At 72.8% G+C, this 12519-nt stretch carries 9 protein-coding genes; 1 reads left to right on the plus strand and 8 read right to left on the minus strand.

The genetic code is table 11. The features are described 5' to 3' along the window. Position 1: 1 nt before the first annotated feature. From E8D37_RS06210 to E8D37_RS06245, 8 genes are all read right to left on the minus strand, one after another. Positions 2–2671 (minus strand): hypothetical protein, encoded by a 2670-nt coding sequence (locus tag E8D37_RS06210; RefSeq protein ID WP_136568870.1) that lies wholly within the window; start codon positions 2669–2671, stop codon positions 2–4. Continuing rightward, entirely contained in the window at positions 2668–4359 is a 1692-nt protein-coding gene (locus tag E8D37_RS06215) for a phosphate ABC transporter substrate-binding protein PstS (protein ID WP_240770219.1), read from the minus strand. Before E8D37_RS06215 ends, E8D37_RS06210 begins: the two co-directional genes overlap by 4 nt. Continuing rightward, positions 4356–5663: a phosphate ABC transporter permease PstA gene (gene pstA / locus E8D37_RS06220; protein WP_136568871.1), complete on the minus strand. Its 1308-nt coding sequence runs from the start codon at positions 5661–5663 to the stop codon at positions 4356–4358. Before pstA ends, E8D37_RS06215 begins: the two co-directional genes overlap by 4 nt. Then, positions 5663–6691, minus strand: a complete 1029-nt coding sequence (pstC, locus tag E8D37_RS06225; RefSeq protein WP_240770220.1) for a phosphate ABC transporter permease subunit PstC — start codon at positions 6689–6691, stop codon at positions 5663–5665. Before pstC ends, pstA begins: the two co-directional genes overlap by 1 nt. Positions 6692–6994: 303 nt before the next feature. Continuing rightward, positions 6995–7633 carry an HAD-IA family hydrolase gene (locus E8D37_RS06230; protein ID WP_136568872.1) on the minus strand — a complete coding sequence of 213 codons (639 nt, stop codon included), beginning with the start codon at positions 7631–7633 and terminating at the stop codon, positions 6995–6997. Positions 7634–7640: 7 nt separating this feature from the next. Beyond that, positions 7641–8414, minus strand: a complete 774-nt coding sequence (locus tag E8D37_RS06235; RefSeq protein WP_136568873.1) for a 3'(2'),5'-bisphosphate nucleotidase CysQ — start codon at positions 8412–8414, stop codon at positions 7641–7643. Between the two features lie 20 nt (positions 8415–8434). After that, positions 8435–9037 (minus strand): aminoacyl-tRNA hydrolase, encoded by a 603-nt coding sequence (gene pth / locus E8D37_RS06240; protein WP_136568874.1) that lies wholly within the window; start codon positions 9035–9037, stop codon positions 8435–8437. Between the two features lie 71 nt (positions 9038–9108). Next, positions 9109–9738 (minus strand): 50S ribosomal protein L25/general stress protein Ctc, encoded by a 630-nt coding sequence (locus E8D37_RS06245; RefSeq protein WP_136568875.1) that lies wholly within the window; start codon positions 9736–9738, stop codon positions 9109–9111. A gap of 288 nt (positions 9739–10026) precedes the next feature. Here E8D37_RS06245 and pepN point away from each other — a divergent pair, with 288 nt between their 5' ends. Beyond that, positions 10027–12471 (plus strand): aminopeptidase N, encoded by a 2445-nt coding sequence (pepN, locus tag E8D37_RS06250; protein ID WP_136568876.1) that lies wholly within the window; start codon positions 10027–10029, stop codon positions 12469–12471. Positions 12472–12519 lie beyond the last annotated feature (48 nt).

Raw genomic sequence — 12519 nt, forward strand, 5'->3', positions numbered from 1 at the left:
CTCAGGACCTCCCCCGGGCGCCGAGCACCCGCACGAGACCGGCGCCGAGCGTGCTCGCCGCGCCGAGGACGAGGGCGAGCGGCAGGACCATCCCGCCCGAGCCGGACGAGATCGCGGCGGTGGCACCCAGCGACGTCCCGTCCGCGACGACCGCGTCGCTGGAGGCGGCGTCGGTCGGCACGTCCGCCGAGGCGTCGGCGGACGGCACCTCGTCGACCGTGTAGTCGCCCGTCCCCGCCGACCCCGAGCCGGTGTGCGAGGTGGTGGTCGTGCCGGACGAGGCCGTCGACGTGGGAGTGTCGGACGCGTCGTCGTCCGTCTCGTCGAGCGGGGCCTGGGCCGCCACCTCCGCCGCGACGCGGCGCGCGCTGCGGTAGAGCTTGGCGGTGGGGCCGGTGGGCTCGATCGGGAGGTAGCCGGCGGGCAGCTCGCCGTTGCCGCTGCCGGAGACCTGGCCCTCGGTCACCGACACCCGCATGAACTGCGAGACGTTGCGGGCCCAGGCCTTCTTCAGGTTCCGCATCCGGGCGGCGGTGTAGACGATCATCGTGCCGGGGTAGGCGGTCCGGCTCGTGCGGACGTCCGCCTGGTCGAGCACGAACGGCTTGGCGTCCTCGGTCTGGGTCGCCAGCTCCACGGCCGCCGCCAGCGAGGCGTCGGTCGGGGCCACGTAGTGGTCGTCGGTGGTCTCCAGCGCGGCCGTGCGCAGGCCGTAGCGCTCCGCGTCACCCAGGCTGACCAGCCCGAGCATGAACCGCGCCCCGACCGACTGACGCGCGATGCGACCGGTCTTGTAGAGCTCGGTGTCCGGGTCGTAGTCACACTTCGTCTGGACGTTCGGCCAGGCGCTGAGCAGCGCGTCGCTGATCTTGCGCAGCGTCGTGACCGGGGCCGCGATCTGGTTGAAGTAGACGCCCGGGTTGGCCGTGCGGCACGCGTCCGAGGTCGTCGGCACGTAGTCGTCGAGCAGCGGGGTCTCGTCGAACGGGAGGTCGAGGCCCTCGTAGTTCGGGTTCACGACCATGCCCCACGGGTCGGCGTCGCCGTCGATGAAGTCCATGGCCTCGGGGTCCTGGGAGATCCAGTCCGTGAGCTGGCTGATGACGTCGGAGGAGATCGACAGGCTGAGCAGCGTGGCGCCCACCTCCTGGCTCGTCTGCGACAGCCCGGGGTTGAGCGCGATGAACTCGGGGTCCTGCATGATCGAGAGCGGGTTGTCGCCCATGCCCTCGTGGCCGCGCCCCAGGTCGGAGCCCAGGTAGGACTGCGTGAGCAGCTTCGCCACCAGGCGCGCGTTGAGCTTGAGGTGGGTGTACTCGCCGGCGTTGTCCGGCTTGTCGATGATGTAGCCGATCGCGAAGCCGGTCACCGCGGTCGGTGCGTAGCCGACGGGGTCGTCGGTCGTCTCCTCCCGCTGGGAGGCCACCTCCGCGGCGGCGCCCTCACCACTCTCCATGAGGTTCCAGCCCGCCACGTCCGACATCTGGTTCAGCTGGAACTTGAACCGGTCGTCGGAGAGGCAGTAGGCCGGCGCCCACTGGAGGGCGGCCTGGGCGAGGAGCTCGCTGCCGTAGAAGCCGGTGGCCGAGCGGGTGTCGAGGATGTCGCAGGTGTCGGAGGGCAGGGCGAAGGTGATCGGGATGGTGAACCGGCCCCGCCAGTTCGACTCCGACCACCACAGGGACGGCGAGACCGCCTGGTCGACGCCGTCGGCGGTGTAGTTGGAGCTGCCCGCGATGAACCGGCCGGTCTTGCGGCAGGCCGTGTCCGTGCTCGTGGCCGGCACCGACGGCGCTGCGCAGGACAGGCCGACGATCGGGACGACCACGATGGAGCAGGCGGTCTCGTCGTTGCAGCCCAGGGACTCGTTCTCGGTGTCCGAGCGGACCTCGAACTGCACCTCGCCCGTGCCGTCGGTCTCGGTGAACGCGGCCAGCTCGGCCGCCGGGTAGGCGGCGTCGACGGCGGCCTCCGGCGGCATGGTGCTCGAGGAGCAGGCGTCGTACTGCGTCCCGTCGGCGGCGAGGAACGGCGTGATGTGCGAGGAGTAGATGCCCAGGTCCAGCGACGGGCAGGTCGCCGCGTCCGGCAGGGGGTCGGCGCCGGAGACACGCTCGGTGTCGGCCTCGTCCGCGTAGAGGTCCTTGCGCCACGTGGACTCGCTGTTGGAGCGGGCCAGCTGGGAGCGCTGCGACCACGAGTTGGTCCAGCACGTGTCGGGCGAGAGCTGCTCCTCGTCGCCGGTCGGGTCCTCGACCCCGCGGCACTGGAGGATGACGACCGGGTACTCCTGGGCCAGACCGTTCTCGCCGTAGGGGTCGGAGGCGCGGGCGGCGGAGGGGTGCGCCCCGCTCCAGCTGATCGTGATCCGCTGACGTCCGCGCAGGTTCTCGGTCTGGTCGGCCGAGACCGTGACGTCGTAGGAGCCGACCACGTCCTCGGCGCCGGAGGCGTCGACGAACGTGCGCGTGAGCGTCTGCGTCTGCGTCCAGGCCGAGTCGTCGGCGGAGCCGACCTGCTGGCGCGTGGCGACGCCCGAGCCCGCGGTGGCGGTGGTCGGGTCGGCCGCGGCGGCCGGCAGCCAGCCGGGCACCGCCGCGAGGGTGACGAGGCCGGCCGAGGCGAGCCCCGCGAGGGCGGCCAGGACGCGGCCGCGCAGCTGCGGCCTCATCGGAGCCCGCCCGTCCCACGGCCACGACCATCGAGGAAGGCGACGTAGAGGCCGGGCGCCACGACGAGCAGCGCCAGCATGAGCCCGGCGAGCCAGGCGAACGCGCGGCTGTCGCCGGAGCGCTGCGCCGCCAGCACGGTGCTCGGGTCGGCCACCACGTCACCACCCGTCGCGGTGGTCGAGGTGCCCACGACCTCGCCGGTCACGGGGTCGACCTCCGTGCTCGTGGCACCGGTGGTCGTCGCCCCCGTCCCGGTGCCTGATCCGGACGACGTGCCGGACGTCGTCCCCGATCCCGAGCCGGAGCCGGAGCCCGAGCCCGAGCCGGAGCCCGAGCCCTTGGTGGACGTGGTGCTCGTCGTGCCGCTGCTGGAGTCGTCCGTGGAGGGCGTGTTCGTGCCGGTCCCGGTGTCGCAGGGCCCCTGGCCCTCCTTGTCGCAGGAGGCCGGCATCGGCGCCTTCTCGGCCAGCACGTTCCTGGACAGGTTCGTGCCGTCGAAGGTCGGGTTGTCGCAGCTCGTGACGTCACGGTCCGTCAGGTCCACCGCGCTGTCGGCGGTCTTGAGCTTCGCGATCTGGTCGAAGCCCGCCTGGACGAGGTTGAGCGGCAGGGGCGAGTAGCCGTACGCCCCCGCCTTCGACTGGCCCGAGCACAGGCCGTAGTAGAGGAAGTCGGCGAGCGTCTGCCGCTTCGCCGTGGTCATCCGGGTGTCGTCCGCGCCGGTGGGGATGATCATGTAGGAGTACGACGAGATCGGGTACGCGCGCGGGTCGGAGTTCGTGTAGACGCCGTCGAGGATCTGGGTCAGGTACTTCGACGGGTCGTTCTTGTCCGTGGTGTTGATCTTCGCCTTCGTCAGCGCGACCGCGACGTTGTACTGGGTGGGCTCGACGTAGTAGCCGCCCTTGTTGAGCACCTTCACGACCGGGTAGCCCTTGTTGACCGGGTAGGCGTACTCGACGTAGCCGATGGTGCCGTTGCCGTAGGAGCTCGAGATGAAGTTCATGACCTGGTCGGAGCTCGACTGGCCGACCATCCGGCTCCCCGACTCCTTCGGGTAGTAGGACGTGAGGCCCGAGGAGCCGAAGTACGGCCGCCAGATCGACGGGTACTGGTTGTCCATCCACGCCGTGAACTGGGCGGTCGTGCCCGAGCCGTCGGAGCGGACGACCGGCGTGATGGCCAGGTCGGGGAACGTGCGGCCGTTGTTGTCCTTCGAGATGGCCGGGTCGTCCCAGTTGGTGATCTGGTTGGTGAAGATCTTCGCGATCGTCTGCCCGGACAGACGCAGGTTCTTGACCTGCTGACCGCCCACCGTGAGCTGGTAGGTGAAGGCGGTACCGCCCGCCACGATCGGCAGGTAGGCGAAGTCGCGGCCGTTGGAGGTGTCGGCGTTGCCCTGCTCGTCGACGCCCTGGAACGGGATCTCGGAGATGGCGAAGTCGTTGGTGGAGTTGGAGAAGTCCTTGCGGCCCTTGGTGGAGCCGCCGCCGGTGTAGACGACCTTCATGCCGTTGGAGTCCACGTCGGCGATCCACTGCTGGACGATGAGCTCGGACCAGGTCGAGCCCGTGCCCTCGATCTGCGCGTAGGCCGCGTGGGCGGTGCCCGGGACGGCGGCCACGCACGCGATCGCCAGGGCGATCGCCGTCGCGGCACGCGCGAGGACGGACAGGAAGCGGTTCACCGGGTCTCCTCGGACGGGGTGTCGGGGTGGGTGGTGCCAGGGGTGGAGGCGGGGGTCGTGCCAGGGGTGGTGTCAGGGGTGGCCGCCGTCCTCCGCCGGGGGCGCACGAGCCCGCGGACGCGGGCGGCGACCGACGTCCCCTTGCGGGGGCGTGCGGCGACGCGGGCGACGACGAAGAGCGCCAGCACGAGCAGCAGCAGAACCGTCGCGGCGCCGTAGGCGCGGAGGACGGCGTTGGGCTCGCCGGAGAGCACGAGCTTGAAGATGAACAGCGGCAGCGAGTTCATCGTGTTCTGGGTGGGGTGGACGTTGAGGTAGTCCGAGGCGCCGGAGGTGAGCAGCACGGGGCTGGTCTCGCCGACGCCGCGCGCGACGCCGAGGATCACGGCGGTGGCCAGGCCGGGTCGGGCGGTCGGCAGGACGACGTGCCAGACCGTCTTCCAGCGCGAGGCCCCCAGCGCCAGGCTGGCCTCGCGGAGGTTGCCGGGGACGACGCGGAGGACGACGTCGGCGGCCCGCGCGATGATCGGCAGCATCATCACCGAGATCGCGAGACCGGCTGCGAGGCCCGACTGCGGCATCCCCAGCGTGAGAATCCAGACGGTGTAGACGAACAGGCCGGCGACGATCGAGGGCAGGGCGGTCATGGCCTCGACGACGGTGCGCACCAGCCGGGCGAAGCGTCCGCCCACCTCCGTCATGAAGACGGCGGTGCCGATGCCGAGGGGCAGGGTGACCACCAGCGCGATGCTGAGCTCGATGAGCGAGCCGACGATGGCGTGCAGGATGCCGCCCTGGTCGAGCTCCGAGGCCCAGCCGACGCCGGACATGTCCTGGGTGAAGAAGTTGAGGTGCAGCAGGGGCCGCCAGCCCTGGAGAAGGATGAAGCCGAGCGTGCTGACCAGCGCCAGGCCGACGACGAGCGCGCCACCCGTGACGGTCGCCTCGACCACCCGGTTCTTCACCTCGATCCACCCGCCGTCCGTCGCGGCGAGCACGGCCGTGGTGAGCAGGCCGAAGCAGAAGAACGTGATCAGGAACCACGGCACCCCCGGGAGCGGGAGCACCTGCTGGGTGAGCAGGTAGGCCAGGCCGGCGGCCGCGACCCAGGCGCCGTAGCGGCGGAAGAGCTCGTCCGCCGTGGGGCGGCCGAGCGTCGCCAGCGGGGTCGCCGGCGGGGCGTCGGGGTCCGCCTGCGGCAGGTGGGTGCCGGGCTGGTGGGTGCCGGCCTGGTGGGCCGCGGGCTGGTGCGCGGTGGCCGCGTCGGCCTCGGACGCGCGCGGCGGGGCGGGCAGCGTGGTCATCAGGCCTCCGCCCCGGCGCCGGAGCGGCTGCGGTTGACGATGATCGCGGCGAGCGTGTTGACGACGAGGGTGATGAGGAAGAGCACGAACCCGGCCGTGAGCAGGGCGGACAGCTGGCCCGTGCTGGCGTCGCCGAAGCGTCCGGCGATGAGGGCGCTCACGGTCTCGGTGCCGATCTCGAGGACGTTCCACTTGATCTCGAAGGCCGGGGAGACGATGAGGACGACCGCGATCGTCTCGCCCAGCGCGCGGCCGAGCGCGAGCATCGTCCCGCCGATGATGCCGCCACGACCGAAGGGCAGGACGACGGCCGAGATCATCCCCCAGCGGGTGGCGCCGAGCGCGAGCGCGGCCTCCTTCTCGCCGGGCGGGGTCTGGCTGAACACCTGGCGCATGACGGCGCACGCCATCGGCATCACCATCATCGAGACCGCGATGCCGGCGCAGAACGCGCTCGCGACGTAGCGGGTGGCGTCGGGGACCGCCGCGTTCGGGTCGCTGCCGCGCACGTCGAAGACGGGGATCCACCCCAGGTGCTTCTGCAGGAACAGGGCGAGCTCGCCGGCGTACGGCATGATCAGCCGCCCGCCCCACAGGCCGTAGATGATCGAGGGGACGGCCGCCATCAGGTCCACCAGCGCCACCAGCGTCGCCCGAGCACGCGCCGGCGCGTACTCGGCGATGAAGAGCGCGGTGAGCAGGGCCAGCGGGAACGCGATGACCATGGCGACCGCGGCGACGGTGAGGGTGCCGGTGAGGACGGCCGCGATGCCGATCGTGTCGGTCTCGGGCGACCACTCCTGCGTGGTGAAGAAGCCCAGGCCGTAGCGCTGCAGCGTCGGCACCGACTGCCAGCCCAGGAAGAGGGCCACGCCCCCGGTCACCACGAGGACGGAGGCGCCGACGAGGCGGGCGCCGTGCTCGAACACGGCGTCGGCGCCGGTGGCCTTCCTGGACAGCGCGCGCGGGCGGACCGAGGCCGGGTCCGTCCGCGGCGCGGCCGTGTCGTGGGCAGGCAGGATCGTCACCGGGTTCCCTCCGAGGCGCGACGGCGACGCCCGGGTGAGGACGTCGGCGACCCGGTGTGCCGGACGCGAGGACGATCATGAGCGGCCTCGGTAACTCATGCCCCGACCTGAGCCAACGCTCGGTGAACAGGTGATCGGATCGGGGTGAACTTGCTGAGCGCGGGCCCAGGAGAACCCCAGGAGGGGGTGTGAGAACCGTCCGAAAGGACTAGGGCCGCCGGGACCTTGGTCCCGGCGGCCCCGCAGGATCACGCTGTCATCGGTGTGCCGCGGGCGGCCCGGGCCGGCGAGGCAGGCTCCGCCTCAGACGTCCAGCACGACCCCGTGCTCGGCGAGGCCGCGCAGCAGCTCGTCGTGGCCGCGGCCCAGGTCCCAGTGGAGGGCCGGCAGGCCCACGGACCGCGCCGACTCCACGTTGTCCTCGCGGTCGTCGACGAACAGCACCTCGTGCGCCGGGGCGCCGATCCGCTCCAGGCAGCGGCGGAAGTACTCGGGGTCGGGCTTGGCCACCCCGAGGAGGTAGGAGTAGCAGGCGGTGTCGAAGAGGTCCGGGTACCCGAACGTCCGGTCCATGTGGGCGGCGCGGTTGCGCTCCTGGTTGCTGCCCAGGTGCACCCCGTAGCCGTGGGCCCGGAGGGCCGCGACCAGGGCCATCGACCCGGGGTCGGCGTGCAGCGAGCGCCAGACCGCCTCGTGCAGGCGCTCGCCCTGGGCACGACGCCCCCGGGCCAGCAGCATCCGGTCGAGCACGTCGAGGAAGTCCCCCTCGCCGGCGAGCGGGGCCTTCTCGGCCTCCCACGCCTCCGCCATGAACGCCTCGGCCTCGGCCGGGGTGAACCAGGGCGAGAGCGCCTCGGTCCACCCGACCGTGCCGTGCTGGAGGACGCCGTCGGCGTCCAGCAGCACGTGCCGGACGCCTCCGGCGGTCGGCGTGGAGGTCACTCCCGCGTCACTCCGTGCCGTGCTCGGCGATGAACGCGAGGATCTGCTCGGACAGCTCGGGGCGGCACACGATGAGGTCGGGCAGGTACACGTCGTCCTGGTTGTAGACCAGCTCGTCGCCGTTGACCCGCGAGGTGAAGAGGCCGGCGGCGCGGGCCACCGCGACGGGGGCGGCCGAGTCCCACTCGAACTGGCCACCGGCGTGGACGTAGGCGTCCGCGACGTCCCGGACGACGCTCATCATCTTCACGCCCGCGGAACCCATGGGGACCAGCTCGGCGCCCATCTCCTCTGCCAGCGCCTGGACGAAGGCCGGCGGGCGGGAGCGGGAGACGGCGATGCGCGGGACGGGCGAGGAGGACGGCGGGACGACCGGCGGGTTGCCGGTGTTGAAGGTCTCCCCCAGCGCCGGCTGGGCCACGGCGCCAGCGACGAGCGTGCCGCCCTGCCACAGGGCCACGTGCACGGCCCAGTCGTCGCGCGGCGGCTCGGAGAACTCGCGGGTGCCGTCGAGCGGGTCGATGATCCAGCAGCGCTCGGCGGAGAGGCGCGCCTTGTCGTCCTTGCCCTCCTCCGAGAGCACCGCGTCGTCGGGGCGGTACTGCGCGACGAGGCTCATGAGCAGCTCGTGCGCGGCGGCGTCGCCGGCGTCCTTGAGGGCCTTGCCCTCGAGGCCCTCGGTGCGCACCTCGAGGAGGCGGCGGCCGGCGGCCTCGGCCAGCCAGGTCGCGAGGGTGTGGTCGACGGCGTTCTCGGGCGGGGTACCAGGCTCGAAGGTCACGGCTGGAGCGTAGCCCGAGCTCAGGAGTTGAAGCGCTGCTGGGTCTTCTCGAGGCCGTCGGTGACGAGCGACGTCACAGCGTCGGCGGCCGTGTCCACGACGAACGGCAGGATCTTGCGCTCCGCCGTGGAGTAGTTGGAGAGCACGAAGTCGGCGACGTCCTGGCGACCCGGGGGCCGGCCGATGCCGACCCGCAGCCGGTGGAAGTCGCCGGTGCCCAGGCTGGAGCGCATGGACTTCAGGCCGTTGTGGCCGTTGTCGCCGCCGCCGAGCTTGGCCCGCATCGTGTCGAAGTCGATGTCGAGCTCGTCGTGGATCGCGACGACGCGCGCCGGGGCCACCTTGTAGAAGGTCGCGAGGGTCTTCACCGGCCCGCCGACGTCGTTCATGTAGCAGCGGGGTCGGACGAGGACGACCCGCGGCGCGTCGGTGCCCGGGGCGCCGAGGCGACCCTCGACCACGTCGGCGCGGCCGGACTTGTGGGCGCGGAACCCCGAGCCCATCCGGGAGGCGAGCTCGTCGGTGACCATGTAGCCGATGTTGTGCCGGTGGCCGGCGTACGACGGCCCGGGGTTGCCGAGGCCGACGACGAGCCAGGTGCTGCTCGTGGTGTCGTCGGTCATCAGGCTCCCCCGGGCCGTGCGCTGGTGCTGCTGGGTACTACGTGGGTGCTGCGTGGGTGCTGCGAGGGGGCTCAGGCCTCCTCGGCGGCCTCCGGAGCGTCCTTCTCGATGCCGGCCTCGGCCTCGGCCTCGGCCATCTCGGCGTCGACCTGCTCGGCGGTGGCGGCCTGGGAGACGTGGACGACGAGCGCGTCGGCGTCGGTCACCAGGGTGGTGCCCTGGGGGAGGGTCAGGTCGCCGGCGTGGACCTGGGTGCCGATCGCGGCGCCCTCGACGGAGACCTCGATGGCCTCGGGGATGTGGGTGGCCTCGGCCTCGACCTCGACGGTCTGGTGCTCGACGGTGACCAGACCGTCGGAGACGGCCTCGCCGACGACGTGCACGGGCACCTCGACGGTGACCTTCTCGCCGCGCTTCACGACGACCAGGTCGAGGTGCTCGATGACGCGACGGATCGGGTCGACCTGGACCTGCTTGGTGAGGCCGAGGTGGGACTCGCCGTCGAGGTCGATCTCGAGGAGGGCGTTGGCGCCGCCGTGCTTGAGGGCGAGCATCGTGGCGTGACCCGGGAGGGTCATGTGCAGCGGCTCGCTGCCGTGGCCGTAGAGGACGGCGGGGATCTTGTCGGCGCGGCGGATGCGGCGGGCGGCGCCCTTGCCGAACTCGGTGCGCTTCTCGGCGGCGATCTTCTCGGTGGACATGCGGGACTCCTCGGTGCTGCTCGGGGCTGCGGGCGGGCTGCGTCGGCCACGAGTCGTGACCGGGTGCTGGTGGTCGTCCCGGCGGTGGGCATCGGACACGACGCGACCCAGAGGTCCCGCCCTGTCGATCACGGAGTCGGGGCCGGTCCGTGGTGGGACCCCCCGCTCCCTCGCCGAGGCAACCGGACAAGAATACGCAGGCTCGCGCGGCTGGGGCCAATCGTCCTGCCGGGCGGCCCCGGACCGGCGGGACGGGCGGGACGCGGGGCGCCTCCCTAGGGTGGGCCCATGTCGCTGACGCTCGCCGAGGCCCGGTCGCGGGCCGCCGTCCTGTCGAACATCTCCTACGACCTCGACCTCGACCTCACCGACCCCGCGCAGGGCACCTACGGGTGCACGGCGCGGGTGGGGGTCACCACCGCCGAGCCGGAGACGTTCCTGGAGCTCAAGGACGGCGAGGGCCTCACCGTCACCCTGGACGGCGAGCCGGTCGACCACTCCTACGACGGACGGCGCGTGAGGCTGCGCGGGCTGCCCACCGGCGTCCCGCTGGTGCTGGAGGTCGTGGCCCGGGTGCCCTACGTGACCGACGGCGACGGCATGCACCTCATGACCGACGCCGCCGACGGCGAGACCTACGCCTCCGCCTACCTCTCCCTCGACGTGGCGCAGCGGGTCTTCCCCTGCTTCGACCAGGTGGACCTCAAGGGCCCGCTCACGCTGGCCGTCACGGCCGACCCCCGGTGGACCGTCATCGCCAACGGCCGCGTCGTCTCCGACGCCGAGGAGCGCGCCGCCGGCCGCTGGCGGTTCGCGACCACTCCCCCGGTCTGCCCGAGCCTGTTCGTCGTCTGCGCCGGGCCGTGGCACTCCGTGACCTGGGAGCACGCGGGCCTGCCGTTCGGCTGGCACGCACGGGCGTCGCTCGCCGCGGACCTCGACCGCGACGCCCCCGAGCTCATCGAGACCACCAACGGCTGCTTCGACCACTACGCGACGCTGTTCGAGGAGCCCTACGCGTTCGACTCCTACGACCAGCTCTTCGGCCCCGGCCACAACTGGGGCGCGATGGAGACGCCGGGCTGCGTCACCTACCGCGACGAGTACCTCCCGCGCGGGCGGACGTCGGAGGTCGCCCGCGTCGGCCGGGCCACCACCATCGCCCACGAGATGGCCCACATGTGGTTCGGCAACCTCGTGACGATGCGCTGGTGGGAGGACACCTGGCTCAACGAGAGCTTCGCCGACTACCTCGGGTACCGGGTCGCCGCCGACGGCGCCGGGTTCCCCGACACGCTCGTGGGGCACGAGGGCCGGCGCAAGCCCGGCGCGTACACCGCCGACGAGCGCCGCTCCACCCACCCGGTGGCGCCGCTGCCCGAGGAGGTGCCCGACGTCGACTCCGCGTTCGCCAACTTCGACGCCATCTCCTACTCCAAGGGCAACTCGCTGCTGCGCCAGCTCGTCACGTGGCTCGGCGACCCGGACTTCCTCGCGGGCGTGAACGCGCACCTCTCGGCGCACCGGTTCGGCAACGCCACCCTGGCCGACTTCGTCGCCTCCCTCGACGCCCACTCCGAGCGCGACGTCGCCGCGTGGGCGCAGGCGTGGCTGCGCACCACCGGCTTCGACATCCTCGCCGTCACCCGCGAGAGCATCGACGGGCAGGACGACGTGCCGGTGCTGCGCCGCCAGGGCACCCGCCCGCACCGGGTGGCGGTGGTGGCCCTCGACGGTCCGCGGGAGGTGGCGCGCGCGCTCGTGGACGTCGCCGACGACCCGGTGCCGCTGCCGGACTGGGCCGGCCTGGCCGTCGTCCCGAACGCGGGCGGGGAGTCGTTCGTGCGGCTCGCGCTGGACCCCGCGTCCTCCGCGGCGGTCGCCGAGCACCTCTCCTCCTTCGAGGACCCCCTGCTGCGCACCGTGCTGTGGGCGCACGCGTTCGACCGTGTGCACACCCGCGACCTGGACGTCGCGGGCTACGTCGAGCTCGTCCGGCAGCACCTGCCGCGGGAGAGCGACGCGACGCTCGTCGGGGCGGTGGTCGGCCGGACGCTGGGGCCGGTGCTGGCCCTGCGGACCCCGGCCGAGCACGCACCGACCGTGGTGGCGACCGTCGCCGGCGCCTGCGCGGTGGGGCTGCTCTCCTCCGCCGCCCCGACCGAGGGCGTGGCGCTCGCGCTCACCCAGGGGCTCGCCGCCACGTCCTCCGACGCGGGGATGCTGGAGGGCTGGCTCGCGGCCGGGCACACCGAGGCCGGCGTGGCGCTGGACCCGACCCTGCGGTGGCGGGTCGTGGCCCGGCTGGCCGAGCTCGGCCAGCTCGACGCCGAGGGGATCGAGGCGGAGCGGGTCGCCGACCCGACGTCCTCGGGCGACCTCGGCGCCGCCCGGGCGCTCGCCGCCCGACCGACCGCGGCCGCCAAGGCGGAGGCCTGGGCCACGATGACGGAGCCCGGCGTCGGCAACCGCCTCTTCGAGGCGTGCGCGACGGGCCTGTGGTCGGCCGAGGAGCCCTCGCTCGTCCGCGAGTACGTGGACGCCTACCTCGAGCAGGCCCCCGGCATCGCGGGCAGCCGCGGCCAGGGGTTCAGCCTCGTCGTCGGCCGCGCCTTCCCCACCGTGGCGCTCACCGCCGGCCAGAAGGAGCGGCTCGCCGCCCTGCTCGCCTCCGGCAGCGTGCCCACCGTGCTCGCGCGGCTCTGGAACGACACGCTCGACGACCTGGCGTGAGCGCGGCTGCCCGGGACGTCATGCGTCTGAGGGGACGGACGTCCCCTC

The organism is Nocardioides sp. GY 10127 (assembly GCF_004919085.1).
Lineage (GTDB): Bacteria > Actinomycetota > Actinomycetes > Propionibacteriales > Nocardioidaceae > Nocardioides.